This is a genomic window from Paenibacillus cellulosilyticus (assembly GCF_003182255.1).
In the GTDB taxonomy this organism is placed as follows: Bacteria; Bacillota; Bacilli; order Paenibacillales; family Paenibacillaceae; genus Paenibacillus_T; species Paenibacillus_T cellulosilyticus.
Genome location: NZ_QGTQ01000003.1, coordinates 140,317 through 157,055, shown reverse-complemented (window position 1 = coordinate 157,055; position 16,739 = coordinate 140,317). Strand labels below are relative to the sequence as shown.

Sequence of the window (16,739 nt, the reverse complement as noted above, 5' to 3'; positions counted from 1 at the left end):
GTTTTAACCTATCGATTCATTCACGGCATGAGCCCGATGGCGCTCATTCGCCGGCCGTGCCAAGCCTAAGTTGTCCCGCAGCGTATGGCCTTCATAGGCGGTTCGGAACATTCCGCGGTTCTGCAGCTCTGGAATAACCTTGTCGACGAACACTTCCAGCCCGCTCGGATAAATCTGCGGCATCACATTGAAGCCGTCCGCCGCACCATTCAGGAACCAAGTTTCGATGACGTCCGCTAGCTGCAGCGGCGTACCTGTGAATGTGAAATGACCACGCGCGCCAGCCAGTCGATTCACAAGCTGCTTCAGCGTCAGACTTTCGTCTTCTATGAGATCGAGAATGAGCTGATGGCGGCTCTTATTGCCGTTCACATCATCCGTTTGGCGTACACCCTCCAGCGACAGCGGTTTATCCAGCGGATAATCGGATAGGTCGATACCTAGCCGTTCCGACAAACGCTTAATGGCGCCTTCCTTGTTCACGAACTCGAACAGCTGATTCTCGATCTCCTTCGCTTCCTCCACCGTATCGGCCAGAATCGGGCTTATGCCCGGCAAAATCTTAAGCTGATCCGGTGTCCGGCCGTATTTGGCCAGCCTCGATTTCACATCGGAATAAAACGCCTGCGCGCTTCCAATGCTTTGATGCGCGGTGAAGATCACCTCTGCGACCTTGGCCGCGAACTCTCGGCCGCTCTCGGAGGAGCCTGCCTGGACGAGCACCGGATAGCCTTGCGGCGGCCGGGCAATATTGAGCGGTCCTTGAACACTGTAATAGCTGCCCTTGTAATCAATCTTGTGGACCTTGCTGCGTTCGATGCGCGTGCCAGAGGCTTTATCATTGAGCACCGCATCATCCTCCCAGCTGTCCCACAGCTGCTTCACCACTTCAACGAATTCGTCCGCCTCTTCGTATCGCAGCGAATGCTCAGGATGCTCCTCCCGACTGAAGTTTTCCGCCGCCGAACCAGAGCCCGTCACGATATTCCACCCCGCGCGGCCTTTGCTGATATGGTCCAGCGAAGCGAACTTACGCGCCACATGGAACGGCTCGTTGTACGTCGTGCCAACCGTCGCGATAAGGCCAATATGCTTCGTCCGGCTTGCCAAAGCAGCCAGCTGCGTGAACGGCTCCAGCTTGTTGGAGCGGCCAGAATAGCCATCCGCGAGAAACACGGAATCCAGCAAGCCGCGCTCAGCCGTCTGTACGATTCGAAGCACATGCTCGAAGTCCAGACTGCGCTCCGGCGAGGTTTCGGGAAGCCGCCACGATGCCTCGTGGTGGCCGGTCCCGTACAGGAAAGCATTCAGATTCAACTGTCTATGCTTATTACTCATGGCTCTAATCACTCCTTGCCATTGAACTTCCTCATTAATTGCTTCGTCATCTCCGTCGACGATCCAACCTACTGCCCGATTGTCGTCTTCAATGTCTCGACATCCTTGTTGATCGCGTCCGTCGCCTTCCGAATCGCCGAGTTGACATCTAAGCCGTGAATCGCCAAATCCTCCGCTGCTTCCGTCAAACGTTTCGAAATTTCCGATTCATAAGGATGAATGAAGTGCTCCTGCAGCGGTTCTCCGATAAAGACGTTTTGAACCGTCTTCCCTTGCAGCACCGGGATGTCTGCGCCATATTCCTTCTCGAGGTCCGGATTAATGATAGCAGGCACGCGGCCATTCCTAGCGATAATACGTTGGCCATCATCGGACAGAATCTCAGCGATGACTTGGAAAGCCTCGTCCTTATGCGGACTTTGGCTGTTGATGGCAATGGCGTGAATTTGCGCTTCCCTCGTCTGTCCGAGATGATCGCTGAAGGTCGGCGCTGGCGCTATATCCCAGTTGAACTCAACCCCCTGCTGGCGCAGCTCCTCCAGCGGTCCGACCATGTTAGCGAGCCAAGATACGCGCATCGCAATGTTCTGATCCTTCATAAAGTGATCCCGTGTCCAGTTCCAGGTTCCATCCGGCGTAATATAGCCCGGCGTTTCGAATATTTTCTTCTGCAGCTCGAACACGCGCAGCCAATCCGGTGTATCGAGTGCCGCTTGTCCTGTCTCCCGATCCAAATATGGCAATCCGAGCGACTTGGACAGACCGGTCAGATTATCCACCGCAAGACCGATGTAATTAACGCCATTCTCGGTGCGCGTCAGCTTCGCGCCAAGCTCGACCGCTTCATCCCACGTCAACTGCTTGTCCGTCGGATACGGGACACCGAACTTATCGAAGATGTCCTTGTTGTAATACATAATGTGCTGATTGATATTGAACGGCAGCGCGAGAATCGCATCGCCATCGCCCTTCGTAATTTCCTTGATGTAGTTAATACCGATCGGCTTCAATCGACTCAGATCGAAGTTGTGCTTCTTGATCAGCTCGCGCAAATCCTGATAGACGCCAGTTCGGATGACACGCTGCTGCACGCTGCCAAAGATAATGTCCGGCACATGTGTCGACAATACTTCCTCCGGCGTTGTTGTCGCTGCTGGCGTAATCCGCTCGATCGTCACATTCGGATATTTCTTATGGATCGGGTCCGCAATGAGCGTGTTGAATTCGGTATCTGTGAACGTAGCACCCGTGCTATAGAAGGTCAGCTTAAGCGGCTCGTCACCGAGCTTCTTGAAATCGGCCTGTTCTGCCGTTCCGCCGCTTGTATCGCCCGACGAAGCTGACGCACTGCCAGAATCCGTCCCCGCGCTTGTCTCCTTATTCGAACCGCCGCACGCCGTCAGCACCGTTGCGAACAGTACAGTGACCAACAATGCGCTTATTTTTGTCCTCATATGGCATCCACTCCTGAACCGTCTATTAACTGCTTAATTGATGGCGAACATTCGCCCGCCGCTGAAGTCCCAAGCTCTCGCGCAGCGTCGTGCCTTCATATTCCGTACGGAACAACCCGCGGTTCTGAAGCTCTGGAATAACCTTGTCGACGAATGTCTCGAGTCCCGTCGGGAACAGCTGGGGCAGTACGTTGAAGCCATCGGCTGCCTGATTGTTGAACCATTTCTCAATGAGATCGGCCGTTTGAAGCACCGAGCCGGTAAACGTAATATGACCGTGCCCGCCGTTGCTGCGATAGAGCAGCTGGCGAATCGTAAAGCTCTCGCGGCGAGCCGCATCGATAATGACCTCTTGTCGGCTGCGAATGCCGTTGAACGCCTCGGATGGCTTCGCTTTGTCGAGCGGGACAAGATCATCCAGATCGTAATCGTTCAGATTGACGGTGAACCGTTCGGACAAATTCTCAAGCGCCCGCTTCGTATCTACGTAGCTGTGCAGCTCTTCTTCGATATCGCGTGCTTCCGCCTCCGTATCGGCGACGATTGGTGCAAGCCCTGGCAGAATGACGAGCTCATCCGCCGTCCGGCCATAGCGAGCAAGTCGTGATTTCACATCGCTGTAAAATTCTCGGCCCGCGTCAAACGTTTGCTGCGCCGTGAAAATAACTTCGGCCGTCTTCGCCGCCAGCTCCTTGCCAAGCTCGGACGAGCCGGCTTGCACCAGCACCGGATAACCTTGCGGCGGCCGCGGAATGTTCAGCGGCCCTTTGACCGAATAGGTCCGACCCTTGAAGTTAATCTCGTGCACTTTGTTCGCATCGACCAGCTTGCCGCCCTGCTTGTCGTACAAAAGCGCGTCATCCTCCCAGCTGTCCCACAGCTGCTTCACAACCTCCACGAACTCTTCGCCTGTTTCGTAGCGATGCGCATGCTCGGGATGCTCGTCGCGGCTGAAGTTATGTGCAGCCGAGCCTGCGCCGGTGACGATATTCCAGCCGGCTCTGCCGCCGCTAATATGGTCGAGCGAGGCGAATTGCCGCGCCACATGGAAGGGCTCATTGTAGACCGTGCCGACCGTCGCGATCAGGCCGATGTTCTTCGTGACCGTCGCAAGCGCAGACAGCAGCGTGAAGGGCTCCAGCTTGCTGCCTCCTCCCGCATAACCATCGGCAAGAAATACGGAGTCGAGCTTGCCTCGCTCAGCGATCTGCGCCAGCTTGGCGAGATACTCGATATCGAGCTCAAGCTCAGGATGGGAATCAGGGTGGCGCCATGCGCCTGCATGATGACCCGTTGCGCGGAGAAACACGTTCAGATGCACTTTGCGATTCGATTTGCTCATTGCTAAACCACCTCTTGATTGAATTTATTCGCCAGCAGGCTGTTCGCAGGGCGTGCCAGCCCCAGATTGCCTCGCAGCGTAGAATCCTCGTAAGCGGTACGGAATAAGCCGCGGTTCTGAAGCTCAGGAATGACTTGCTCGACGAACCGTTCCAGACCACTCGGGTAAATTTGCGGCATAATGTTGAAGCCGTCCGAAGCGCCAGTCTTGAACCACAGCTCGATCGTGTCCGCCAGCTGCAGCGGCGTACCGGTGAAGGTAAAGTGACCTCTCGCGCCTGCCAGCTTGTTCACCACCTGACGCAGCGTCGGCTTCTCGCGCTCGATCAGATCAACAATGAGCTGATGGCGGCTCTTCATGCCGGTTACTTGTTCATTGGTCAGGATACCTTCTACGGTGAGCGGTTCATCAAGCGAATGATTCGATAGATCGACGCCCAGCTGCGCCGACAGCCGCTTGATCGCCCCTTGATGATCTGTCAGCCGCCACAGCTCCTGCTCAAGCTCCTTCGCCTCCGCTTCCGAATCCGCGAGAATCGGGCTTAAGCCCGGCAGGATTTGCAGCTGATCTGCGGTACGATCGTAGCGAGGCAGCCTCGCCTTTACATCCCGGTAGAAGTCGCGGGCTTCCTCGATTGTGAGCTGAGCCGTGAAGATGACCTCTGCGAATCGCGCAGCGAATTCCTTGCCCGTCTCAGAGGAGCCTGCTTGGACGAGCACCGGATAGCCCTGCACCGGACGAGCGATGTTGAGCGGCCCCTTCACGGCGTATCGCTCCGACTGCCAATCGATCGTATGGATCTTCGAATCGTCGTACAGCACACCGCTCGCCTTGTCATTGCGGACGGCATCATCCTCCCAGCTGTCCCACAGCCGTTTGACGATCTCCACGAACTCCTCCGCCGATTCATACCGCTCATGATGGACCGGATGCTGCTCCTTACTGAAATGCGCAGCAGCAGGGCCAGCGCCAGTGACGATATTCCAACCCGCTCTGCCCTTGCTGATATGATCAAGAGAGGCGAATTTGCGTGCAACATGAAACGGTTGATTATAAGTCGTCTCCACGGTAGCAATAAGACCGATATGCTTCGTGACCGAAGCAATGGCTGCCAGCAGCGTGAATGGCTCCAGCGCACCTGAATGCGCCCAATACCCATCTGCCAGAAACACGGAGTCGAGCAGCCCCCGCTCAGCAATGCGCGCCAACTCGATGTAGTGCTGGATATCAACGCCACGCTCAGGGTGCGTATCTTCATGCCGCCATGATGCCTCATGATGGCCGGTAGCAGCTAGAAAAGCATTCAAATGCAGCTTGCGCTCATGCTGACTCATCGTGATCCCCTCCCTTTTCTCTCAAGCAAATAAAAATAGCCGGAGATGCCCCTAAGGCAATCTCCGGCTATCCGGTTGATTAATACCGACAATTCTTATGAACTTAATACGATATATCGTATTGGATATGAATCTACCACGGATCAACCAAAACTGTCAACCGATTCAACCGAACTTTTTTCAGCGCAATCATTCGATCGTTACTCCACAAGCCCTGATCGTTCAACCCCTTCGATAAACCAGCGCTGCGCGAACAAATAGACAAAGAGCAGCGGCATAATGATCAGGAACGACGCCGCCATCTTGATCGCCTCCGCGTATACTGTCAGCTCGCCTGCCCCTTCTGCGGTCTTCATTTCCCCTGCCATCCGGGCAAGCGTAATCGACAGCGGCACATGCTCAGCCGTGAACATATAGAGCGAAGGGAAGTAGAAGTCGTTCCAGTTCCACACGAACGAGAACAACACGACAACAACCGTTGCCGAGCGGGCGATCGGGAACATGACGCGGAAGAACATGCGGAACGGACCCGCTCCGTCCATCCGTGCCGCTTCGTCGAGCTCCTTCGGGAGCGTCGAATAGAAAGACCGATAAATAATGACGAACAATGCCCCCTTCAGCCCATGACCGAACAGCGCCGGCACTACCATGGGCAGGAATGTATTCAGCCAGCCGAAGCTCTTGAACAGCATGATCGACGGCAGGATCGTGATCTGCGGCGGCATGATGAACGTAAACAGCAGCAGCGCGCCCCACAGCTTCTTGAATGGGAAGTCCAGCCGCGCGAACGCGTAACCCGCTATCGCGCAGGAGAATACCTGCAGGACAGCCACTGATGAAGCGAGCGACAGGCTGATTAGGAAGCTCTTCCCGTAATGCAGCATATCGGCCGCTTCCTTCAGATGCCCCCAATAAATCGACTTCGGCACCCAAATGACAGAAGGATCAAGAATATTGCGCGCATCCTTCACCATCGTCGTCATCATGTACAGAATCGGCTTCAGGTAGATGAAGGCCACGTTGATCAGAATGATATAGACAGCTGCCTTGAACAGCAGCCCTTTATCGATTTCCGTGCCGAGCACCCGATATCGCAGCAGCTCCAGGTTGCTGCGAAGCTTCCGATTGCGCTGCAGATCATCCAGCTTGCCTCGCAGCTTCGGGACGCGATTCATCCGCTCAAGCGGCACGCTGACTCTATCTAAGAATCCCATCTTGTTCTCACCTCTTTCTTAACGAGCGGTTACTTCTTGCTGCCTGACAACGATTTGTCCACGCGGCTGTACAGCAGCAGCGTCAGCAGCACGAACACCAGAATGATCGTGAAATAAATCCAAGCGAGCGCGCTCGAGCTGCCGTAGTTGGTCGTATTGACCCGGCTGACGATCGGATTGGACGGGAAGGTGAACAGATCTACGACGGTGTACATCAGATTGAGGAAAATATAGGGCACGAGTCCCGGCAGCGTTATTTTCCAGAACGTGCTCCAAGGTCCTGATCCGTCAATCCGGGATGCTTCATACACAGCAGCCGGCAAGGTCTGACGCCCCGCCAAGAAGATCAGAATCTGCACACCGGAATACCACAGCACCAGTACGAAAGAACCCATGACCTTCTGAATCGGTGCCGCCCATGCGCCAGGAACGTATTCCTGCAAATAGTAATCGATCCGCAGCGTCTCCATAATGCTGAGCGAGCCTTCCCCCTGTGCAATAAACTCCTGGACGATCTGACCCGAAGAGAAGATGACCGGCAGGAAGAAAATAACCCGAAACAGCGTCCGGCCCGGAAACTTCAAATTGAGCAGGATCGCGATCAGCAGCGAGAAAACAAGAATGATCGGAATCATCATGGCAGATTCGCGCAAGAACGGGAACAGCTCCTCATAGAGAAGGCTGCCGTTCGCTATTAATATTTCACGGTAGTGCTTGAAGCCGATGAACGTATACTGCACGCTGTTTACCGTGATTTTGACCTGATGAAAGCTCATGTAGAGCGAGAAGCCAAGCGGGAACGCGACGAAGGTCAGGAAGCCGAACACCCATGGCGCAATGAACAAGGAGCCTTCCAGCTTGCGCAGCGTCTGTGCTTCTAGTCTGCGGCCTAGTTTCATGGCTGTGTGCCCCCTTCTCTGACGACATAGTTGTTAGCGGGTACGACCAGACCATCCTTGGCATAGTCCGTCTCGTTGTAGTTGACGATAATGCGATAGCCGCCATCGTACACCGTCTCCTTAACCCCCGGAGCAAGCGTGCGGTGAGCGGTAATAAACCGATCCTGCACAGGCGCAAGCGCGGCATTCGCCTTCGCATACTCCTCCTGGATTCGGTCGATCCAATCGTTCACATTCAGGCTGTAATACCACAAAGAATAAGAACGTCTGAGATCATCTGCATGGTCGCCGCTCAGCACATACGTCGGGTATGCGCCGAACTCGATGCTGCGCAGAAACTCATCGTCCCACTCGTCACGCAGGTTCGACCATTCAAGCGTGTACGTCTTGAGCCCATGCAGCACAATCTGGGCAAAAGGAATCGATTCCGTCACGAACACATCATACGAGTAATCACTCGCAAGACGATGGATATGATCCAGCTGATCCAATGCATAGAAATTCGCATTGCTCGCAGCGACGGAGCCTAGCTGCTCCTTCGTCTCTTGCACAATTTGCTGCTGAATATCGACCACATCACCGCGGCTAGCGCGATAGCGAGAGTTGTAGTCCGTATTCACCTGCTGCGTAATGCCGTCCTCGAAATCGATGCCATCTGCGCCCAGCGCTTTGAAGTTCTTCAGATCAGACTCCACGACCTTCTTATAGAACCCTGGGCTTACATAATCACTGGCATCCTGATCATGATTCTTCGGCTTATATTCCAGTACGGTGCCCGCCATATTGCGCAGGCCGTCTCTCCGCCACCAGAAGCCATCGTCGCCATTCGTATTGAGCGTATAATTAGCTGTCAGATAAACCGGAATATCAAGCGAATGCGCGAATGTGATGAACGACTTCATCCCCTCATTGCCGCCAATCCGCTTATCGACCGGGAAGTAGCCGCCATGCGTGCTGTAGCCGTCCTGCTGCCAGCCGGCGAACAGCACCTGCTGATTTTTAATGCCGCTGTCATACAATCGGCTGACGATGGATTTCGCATCGTCGGTCGATGTTGCTTTCAGATAGGAATCGAAGAAGAGCCCCTTCTCAATGTCAGCGCCAACGAGATCGAGGAAGAACGGAATATCCTTTCTCGGCGATTGGATCGGCTTCACCCCCCGCTCGTTGATCAAGTAGTTTCGATAGGCGGCAGCCATGCCTGTGTAATCACTCTGCTCCGTCCCGAGCAAATAGTACCGAGTCGCACGCGTATCGGTGTTGAACCGATCGCCGCTGTACGTGTAGAAGCCTTCGCCCGTGCTTTTGCTAACGCTTTGATAGAAGCGCTTCCGATACTGCCACTCTGCCGTCACCCAGTTGGAGCTGCCTATCGAGCCGGAAGGCGCGGCGAAGACGTTCGCGAACGATTCGCCTTGCGTCAGAATCGCGATGAACGCTTGATCACCAGATTTAAGCCCATATACCGGCATCGCGATCCGCTGCCTATCGGTGTATTCATAGTAATAGGATGCATCCGGTCCGTAGACGCTTTCGTTGTACGTCAGCTGCTGCATCGTACGATCCTGCTGGAATTGGATGAGCGATCCCGAACCGTCTGGGAGTACGATATAACCATCCTGGCCGACAGACGGCTCCGCGCCAAACAACGGATACAGCTTAACGTTCAGCAGGCTTAAGCTGCCTTCGACGATGCCGGCATCTTTGATTCGAGTTTCTACATAGTCGTTATCCAGCTCGACTTCGATCGGGATTTTGAATTGGATCTTGGGAAAAGCGAACGTGACCGTAAAGCCTTTCTCGGTCTGTTTGAAATCCTCCAAGTATCCTTGGTTCTCAATTAACCCATTCGATACCGATGACGCCTTGTAGTTGTTCGCATTGACGTACTCGATGATAATGGGCGAAGTCAGTTGATTTTTCCAAGTGCCGGTCGCCTTCTCATCCTTCCAATGCGTCGGGTCTGGGTAGGAGCGCCACACTTTCCCCGTATCCTTCATGACGACTTGGAAATGCGCCGTAGCTGGATCGACCAGCAGCTTCAACCGATCCGACTCGGCGAACAGCTGAAAGCCCTGCTCATTCGGCAGCCCTGCCTTGTAAGGGACATGCTCGGCCGTATTGAACAGCGCAGCAGCATCCACCTTTTGCTCCACATCGTCTCCCCAGGGATTCCAGATCAGCAGCGTAATCCATCCCATGACCAGCAGCACAGCCGTGGAAAGCACCAATCGAGCTATGAGCCATCCATTCCATCTGCGTTTGCTCATCGGATAATCACCTCCTGATACAAGGAATTAATGAAGTTGATCAGCTCGTTGCTCAGACTGATCAGAATAAAGATCAGAATGACGATAATCGTCAGCGCGATGAGCGACAGCACAATGACGAAGATCGCTTCGATGAACGTGTAATTGTGTATGCCCTGCACCATCCAGATGAACAGCAGCGCCGTCCAGAGCACAATGGCCAGCTTCAAGAAATGAAAGATCGACAGTTCATCCAATGTCATTGCTCGGGACAACAATGTGACAGGTATTCCAATGAGGATAATAGGAAATAAGGCATAAGAACTGCCGTATAATACGTCCTTGAACCGTCCCTCACCACGAAGCAGCGAGCTGATTAGATAGTTCGATACTACCCATCCCACCCATATGCCGATGAACTGCACCGTCAATGGAACAAGATCGATGCCGATCTGCACCTTCGGGTTGAAAACAAAGCTCGTTCCCGCTTCCATGTAACCAAATGCGGCAATCGCAGCTGCGAGTATGATCAAGCTGCTCGCCAGGCTCGCTTTGCCTTCGTAACGAATAGAGTAAAATCCGTCGACCGGCTGCTTAATCAACACGAATAGATGACGCAGTCTGCTTGCCAGCGAATGCTCCGATGGCACGGGCAGCGACCAGCCTGAAGCGAATCTCAGTCGATGCTTGAGCTTACCCCATAGGAGCAATACAACGCCAACAGCAATAACGATGTTCATAAACAGCCCAAAATGCCGTTGGAACCACGCCAGCCGATTTTGCCAGAACGATTCCGAATAGCCGCCAATAACGCCCGCTTCATAGAACAACTGCTGAGCGCGTTGGTAGTCCTCCTGCTTGTAGGCCGCCTTCGCCAAACCGATCAATGCAGGTGAATACTGCGCATTTAGCCTTCTGACCTCGTTCCAGAGCGGCTCGCTCTCCACGTACTTGCCCTCCTGCGTCAGCGCATTCGCTTCATGTACGAGGCTGCCGAACGCTGAAGGCCGCAGCACTTGAATGAGATTGTTCGTGCCGTCGAGAATGAGCAGCTCGTTCTTCGAATTGTTCGCGATTGCAGCCGGCGTCTTCACGACACCCGTCTTGGATGTCGCGGTAATCGTATCGCTGCTCCAGAAGAACAATAGATTGCCGCTGCGGTCATATTGGCTGATCGTATTCCATATGGAATCGACTACCGTAATATTGCCGTCATTATCGACCGTAATGTCATTCAGCTGCGGGCTGAGATCCCGCTGCCAGTGCAGCAGTTCCCCGAACGACCGTCCGCTCTGCAGCGAAGCAAAATCGCTCTTGCCCGGCAATTGGTCGAGACCCGCGATGTTCAGCTTCTTGATCTGGTTCGTCTGAATTTCCTTCGTGACGGTATAGATGAAGCCTTCGCGGTCAATCGTCGAATTCGCGATTGCGCCTGGCAGCTTCTTCAGCTCGCGTTGATACATTTCACGCGTGTAGACGAACCGCTTGAACGAATCGAATACCGAGAACTTGACGCGGTTCGGTCCGAAGAAGCCGATGAAATTACCGTCCGGATCGAGCTCGACAAGCCCCTGATATGCGCCAAGCGTCGTGACGTAGATGAAGCCCCTTTTGTCCACGATCAGATTAATCGGATCATACTTGAAGGAAGCGGGGAGGTACGAGGACTTCGGACGATCGAGCGACTTCAGCAGTCTGCCTTGGGCATCCAGCGTCACGACCCGGTTATTGCCTGTATCCGCAACGTAAATGTTCCCTTCCTTATTGACGAACACGCCGCTTGGCTTCTTGAGCGGACTGTCTGGAACGGTTAGTTCCCGAACGAACTGTCCAGTTGAATCCAGCTGAACGATTCGATTGTTGCCTGTATCGGCGATATAAATATTGTCCTGCTCATCGACGAACAGATCCTTCGGCTGATTAAGCGGCAGCTTCGTCGTCGCAGTTGTTCCGCTGCTGACTGCGGCCGCATCAGCAGTCGCCAGATTATAACCAAGAACGCCCGCTGGCAAGTACGCTGCCTGCGTCTTCACGAGCTGGCCGAAGCCGTCCTTATAATACGTTTCATAAGGCAGCTGCGAGGCGAAGGCGCGCGAGCCAGAGCCAGGCAGGGCGAGAATGGTCGAAGTGAGCAGGAGAGCCAGGGCGGACACGATCCGCAGCCATTGGGTATTCAAACAGACTCCCCCCATTATTTGATGCCGGAATGCGCCATCGTAGAGATGACCTTGCTCTGTAGAATGATGAAGAAGATCAAGTTCGGAATAAGCATGATAAGCGCAGCGACCGCCGCCGCCCCCTGCCGTGCCACGTTATTCGCCAGATTGTTCGTGAGCGTCGAGAGGAAGTACGGGAAATTTTTCATCTCATCATCCTGCATGAACAACGTCGACGTCTCGATATTGCCCCACGAGTTCTGAAAGGCCAGAATCGCGACGGTGGCAATTGCAGGCATACACATCGGAATGACAATTCGTACGAATGTAACCACCTCATTCGCACCGTCAATCTTCGAAGCCTCGATCAACGAGTCCGGAATTTGATCGATGAATTGCTTGAGCAGGAACACCGCAACCGGCGATGCGAGAATCGGCAGCAGATGCCCCCAATACGTATTCATAATGCCGAGCTCGCTGACGACGAGATAACGCGGAATTTGCACGATTTCCGGCGTGAACATAAGCATCAGAATAATCGTGGAGAAGATGAACTTTTTGCCCGGAAAAGGATGCTTCGACAGCGGGTATGCACATAACGCACTAACGATCGTTACACCGAGTACGCTGAGCCCCGAGATGACCACGCTGTTGAACAAATACCGCGTCACCGGCACGATCGAATTCGCCGTCACCCAGAACAGTTCAACGAAGTTTTGCACGTTCGGCTCCTTCACGAAGAACGTCGGCGGGTAAACGAACAGCTCATGGTACGGCTTGAACGCATGGTTGAAAATATAAATGATCGGCAAAATCATAAACACCGATAAAGCGAGCATGAAGGTGTTGAAGCTGATTCGCGCGACTAGATTGGACGATCTCACAAGCTCATTCCTCCTTCGAACCAAACAAGCTCCAGCTAAGCTTGTTGGCTCCGTACATGACGATGAGCAGGAAGACGGATATCGCTGCCGCATAGCCCATTTCAAACCGGATAAATCCGTAGTCATCGATATGGTTGACGATCAGGTGACCCGCATACGACGGCGTCGGGTTCTGCCCTGACAGCTGAACGCCGATCGATCCCGTCTTGAAGGTCGTGACGATGGCCATAACGGCGCCGAACAGCATCTGCGGCTTCATCGAAGGAATCGTCAGAAACCACAGCTCCTGCAGGCTGTTGCGGATGCCGTCGATTTTGCCTGCCTCATACAGCGTCGTATCGACGTTGAGAATGCCGGCCAGCATAGCCAGGAAGCCAACCCCCATGCTCGACCACAACGTAACGGCGATCATCGAGTTCATGAGCAGATCAGGATTCGTCACCCACAGCTTCGGCACATCGATCAATCCGAGCTTCAGTAAGATGCTGTTGAGATAACCGATTCGGTCGCCCGACAGCAACGGCAGCCAGATGATCGTCATCGCAATGCCGATCGTGAGCGACGGCGTGTACATCGCAAGCGCCACCCATTTGCGTACGCTGCCGCGCAGCTTGGAGATGAGCCATGCCAGCAGGAATGCCGCTGCATAGCCCCCTGGTCCAACGATAATCGCGAACTTGAACGTGTTCGGGATCGCATATTTCAGAAACAACAGGTCCTGCGAGATCAAATATTGAAAGTTGCTCCACCCGATAAAACGCGGCCGCTCAATGCCGTTGTAGTACGTAAAGCTTAAGCCCACAGCGGCAATAATCGGAATGACGATGAACAGCGTGAAGCATATCAAGAACGGTGCAATAAACAGATACGACGTTCGAAACGACCACAGCCTACTCACTTCCATCCATCCCTTCCCAAGGCCGATCTACGACAGGTATATCCAGCTTCTTCAAGGTGTGTCCAAGCTTGTCTGCAAAGCCGAACTCCTGCTGCTTGCGCAGAAGCTCGCGATTAATGTCCCGCGCCGCCTGTTCAAGAGAGGACATATAATTCGTCGTGCCAACGACAGAACGGGTCCAAGCATTGCCCAGCTCGCGATCGAGGAAATAACCGCCCGGAACGTTCGGGATATCCTTGTACCATTTCCACTGGCCTAAGATAACGTCTGCATCCTCCTGCTTCCATGGCAGCTTGCGGAACGCCTCGACATTCGACGTGTTCCAGCGGAAGGCTACGCCATTCATCGCTTCCAGATCGGAGCCGTATTGCTCCTGCGTATCTGTCGACAGCCACCACTGCAGAAACTTCCATGCTTCCTCTTGCTTATTCGACCGTTCGAAAATAACGCCTGTCCGCTGTCCGCCGCCAGCCCATCTCGTAATGGTTCCGTCCGTCTGCTTCACGCCTGGCAGCAGCGCGATGCCCCATCGGCCATTCAGCTCTGGCGCAGCCGCGGACAGCTGGACATACATGTTGTAGTCCGAGATGCCAACCGGCATCGTCCCATTGCGGAAATGCTGATAGAAGCTTGATACTTCACGATCGATCGCATACGTGTTGAATAAGTCGGTCCACTGCTTGAACGCCTTGTAGGCAGCAGGCGTATCAAGTGCAGACTTCAGTCCGCCTGGCTCGTAGAAATCGACGCCATTCTGATAAAAGTACGTCGCGAACTCCTTCGGATTAATATAGAAGTTCATGAAGTTCTGCTGCAGCGTCGGCAGCAGGTCGTACACCTCTTCCCACGTCTGCGGCACTTCCAAGCCAAGCCGCTTGAAGATGTCCTTCCGGTAATAGAGCACTTGGAACGACTGCGTCTCCGGCACCCCGTAATAACCGCCGTTATAATAGAGCGGCAGCCACGATCCAGGGCTGAACTGCGGATACAGCTTGTTGAAGCCGTCGAGCTTCGACAGATCGACCAGCGATCCTCGTATCGCATAGTTGACCGGCAAATCCTGTGTCAAGCCGAGCGCCACATCCGGCTGGACGCCTGCGCTATTAGACATGAGCAGCAGCTCGGGATTCGGCAGCAGATTGACCTTCACTTCTATGCCAGTCTCCGGCGTGAACGATTCATCCGCCAACTGCTGCAGCTGGTCGACATAGTCGCGGCCGCGCTGCACCCAGACATTCAGCTTCGTCTGATCCATGTCCCGCAGACTGTCGCGGGAGTCGAATGAATAGCCGAAATTTTGCACGCTTCCCCACACGGTTGCCAGTAGGTTCGCTGTCATTTTCGGCGGCTGAGCTGCTGCCGGAATGATATACACCTCATCGAGCTGCAGCGACTGCTTCATCAACGTCTCGATGAAGGTGCCGAATTTCTCCCGCATCGAGGAGATTTCATCCACGTTGTACGGAATCTCCTCCGGCTTGCGCAGAAGCGAGCGAAGGTCCTTCGCCGACGTATCGAGCCCTTGGCTGATCGAGTCCTTATTGCCATTGGCGGCAACGAGCCGCTTGGACAGCACAGACATCGCGTCTGCCGCAAGCTTCATTTTGTCCGTAAGCCCCGGGAAGTCCTGTTCCATATCCCAAGTCCGGTTACGGTCAAGCGTCTTCTTGCTATTGGAACCTGTCACCGTCCGCAAATCCCAATCGATCGCATCCAGATGCGCATTGAGCCGCTCGAGATCGATCAGCGCCGATTTGACCGGAGCCAGCGTCACCGCCAGCGACAGCGTATGTTTGCCTTGTTCAAGCTTCACCAGATACGGCTGATCATTCGCATCCTGAAGCACCGTCCCTTCCCAGCTTGCGCGATAAGGGAACCCGTAAGCCTCGAACTCTTTGAACGGCACCTTGCCGTCAATTCGGATCGTTCGGAACGATGTTTTCTGCGCAATCGTGTTTTGCAGCGCGCGGAAACCAAATTTGTAGAGGCCCGTCTTCGGTACTTCGAACGTCCACGTAATTTCCTGATTTTGTTCCAGCCACCGCAGTCCGCCGACCGTATTATAAATAATGCGACCTGCATAGCGCGGTATGGAGCGGTCATTTTTGTCTGAAAACAACTTAATCGCAGGGTCATTCTTATACGTAAAATCTTCCGCCTGCAGCGTAATTGCTTCTCCTGCTGCTGCCGGTACATTTGCTTGACTCGCCTTTACTTCCTCATAGCTTGGAATCTTCTCAGCCGGTACGAGCGACAGCCGCTCGACCGCAACCGGCTCGTGACCCTGCAGCCGAATCGTATGCTTACCAGCAGGGATGTACCACTTCAGCGGTTCTGAATAAGCACCGCCAGAGTCCACGAAAGGCTTGTCGCTCCATTCCGAAATATCGGTCGAGCGAGGCCGGATCTGATCGCCGTCACTGTTCGTCAAGATCGGCCGCGCATCCTCCCATGTTCGATACAACGCGATAGCGGATGCTTCTCGATATGGATGTTTGCCATCTATCGTCACATCCCACTGGACAGCTGCCTTTCGTCCCTCTTCCTTCAGCGGCAGATAGGAAGCGTGAATTTCATACAGTGCACTTTCCGAGGTCTGGAACGAATACTCCACCCAACCGGACTTGGCCGTGTTCCATACGAGCACATTGGATTTGCCGCCATAGCTGCCCGTTTGAATCGTTTGTTCATCTGATACGCTCGACGGCGAAGAACCATCAATCTGTACCGTAGTAGATGCATCCTTAAGCCCTTGCTCCTGCCACTTCGCAAGTGCTTCGCTGTAATATGGATCTTGATCGTATTCATAATTAGCGGTCAAATCCTCGAAACGGACGTCCGTTATATGATCGTTGTCATCGTTAGCAGACCCACTCGGCCCTATGGACAAATACAGCACCGCTGCGATGAACACTAGACCCGTTCCGAGAAACCAATACTGCTTCTTCTTCATGACGACCTGCCACCCCCT

Annotated in this window: 11 protein-coding genes; all 11 read right to left on the bottom strand. The window is 54.0% G+C overall.

All coding sequences use genetic code 11. From position 1 onward, the window contains the following. Positions 1-3: 3 nt before the first annotated feature. Positions 4-1,338, bottom strand: a complete 1,335-nt coding sequence (locus DFQ01_RS05785; RefSeq protein ID WP_110042935.1) for an LLM class flavin-dependent oxidoreductase — start codon at positions 1,336-1,338, stop codon at positions 4-6. A 68-nt stretch (positions 1,339-1,406) separates the two neighbouring features. Further along, positions 1,407-2,792, bottom strand: coding sequence for an ABC transporter substrate-binding protein (locus DFQ01_RS05780; protein ID WP_110042934.1), 1,386 nt, complete (start codon positions 2,790-2,792; stop codon positions 1,407-1,409). Positions 2,793-2,817: 25 nt separating this feature from the next. Continuing rightward, a complete protein-coding gene (locus DFQ01_RS05775; protein WP_110042933.1) occupies positions 2,818-4,134 on the bottom strand; it encodes an LLM class flavin-dependent oxidoreductase in 1,317 nt (438 codons plus the stop codon). 2 nt (positions 4,135-4,136) lie between these two features. Further along, positions 4,137-5,468, bottom strand: a complete 1,332-nt coding sequence (locus tag DFQ01_RS05770; protein ID WP_110042932.1) for an LLM class flavin-dependent oxidoreductase — start codon at positions 5,466-5,468, stop codon at positions 4,137-4,139. Positions 5,469-5,668: 200 nt separating this feature from the next. Continuing rightward, positions 5,669-6,682 carry a carbohydrate ABC transporter permease gene (locus DFQ01_RS05765; protein ID WP_110042931.1) on the bottom strand — a complete coding sequence of 338 codons (1,014 nt, stop codon included), beginning with the start codon at positions 6,680-6,682 and terminating at the stop codon, positions 5,669-5,671. 29 nt (positions 6,683-6,711) lie between these two features. After that, on the bottom strand, positions 6,712-7,581 hold the full coding sequence (locus DFQ01_RS05760) for a carbohydrate ABC transporter permease (protein WP_110042930.1): 870 nt from the start codon (positions 7,579-7,581) through the stop codon (positions 6,712-6,714). Beyond that, a complete protein-coding gene (locus DFQ01_RS05755) occupies positions 7,578-9,851 on the bottom strand; it encodes a DUF5696 domain-containing protein (RefSeq protein WP_110042929.1) in 2,274 nt (757 codons plus the stop codon). Before DFQ01_RS05755 ends, DFQ01_RS05760 begins: the two co-directional genes overlap by 4 nt. Then, positions 9,848-12,007, bottom strand: a complete 2,160-nt coding sequence (locus tag DFQ01_RS05750; protein WP_174812422.1) for a YIP1 family protein — start codon at positions 12,005-12,007, stop codon at positions 9,848-9,850. The genes DFQ01_RS05755 and DFQ01_RS05750 overlap by 4 nt, the downstream gene beginning before the upstream one ends. Positions 12,008-12,021: 14 nt before the next feature. After that, entirely contained in the window at positions 12,022-12,870 is an 849-nt protein-coding gene (locus DFQ01_RS05745) for a carbohydrate ABC transporter permease (protein ID WP_425452369.1), read from the bottom strand. Positions 12,871-12,874: 4 nt separating this feature from the next. Beyond that, on the bottom strand, positions 12,875-13,774 hold the full coding sequence (locus DFQ01_RS05740; RefSeq protein ID WP_342769982.1) for a carbohydrate ABC transporter permease: 900 nt from the start codon (positions 13,772-13,774) through the stop codon (positions 12,875-12,877). Next, a complete protein-coding gene (locus tag DFQ01_RS05735) occupies positions 13,761-16,721 on the bottom strand; it encodes an extracellular solute-binding protein (protein WP_110042926.1) in 2,961 nt (986 codons plus the stop codon). Before DFQ01_RS05735 ends, DFQ01_RS05740 begins: the two co-directional genes overlap by 14 nt. Between the last annotated feature and the right edge of the window lie 18 nt (positions 16,722-16,739).

Excerpts from the sequence above, each read along its gene's own strand:
- DFQ01_RS05765 (WP_110042931.1), bottom strand. The coding sequence starts at position 6,682 with ATGGGATTCTTAGATAGAGTCAGCGTGCCGCTTGAGCGGATGAATCGC.
- DFQ01_RS05785 (WP_110042935.1), bottom strand. The coding sequence starts at position 1,338 with ATGAGTAATAAGCATAGACAGTTGAATCTGAATGCTTTCCTGTACGGG.
- DFQ01_RS05735 (WP_110042926.1), bottom strand. The coding sequence starts at position 16,721 with ATGAAGAAGAAGCAGTATTGGTTTCTCGGAACGGGTCTAGTGTTCATC.
- DFQ01_RS05780 (WP_110042934.1), bottom strand. The coding sequence starts at position 2,792 with ATGAGGACAAAAATAAGCGCATTGTTGGTCACTGTACTGTTCGCAACG.
- DFQ01_RS05775 (WP_110042933.1), bottom strand. The coding sequence starts at position 4,134 with ATGAGCAAATCGAATCGCAAAGTGCATCTGAACGTGTTTCTCCGCGCA.
- DFQ01_RS05740 (WP_342769982.1), bottom strand. The coding sequence starts at position 13,774 with ATGGAAGTGAGTAGGCTGTGGTCGTTTCGAACGTCGTATCTGTTTATT.
- DFQ01_RS05760 (WP_110042930.1), bottom strand. The coding sequence starts at position 7,581 with ATGAAACTAGGCCGCAGACTAGAAGCACAGACGCTGCGCAAGCTGGAA.
- DFQ01_RS05770 (WP_110042932.1), bottom strand. The coding sequence starts at position 5,468 with ATGAGTCAGCATGAGCGCAAGCTGCATTTGAATGCTTTTCTAGCTGCT.
- DFQ01_RS05755 (WP_110042929.1), bottom strand. The coding sequence starts at position 9,851 with ATGAGCAAACGCAGATGGAATGGATGGCTCATAGCTCGATTGGTGCTT.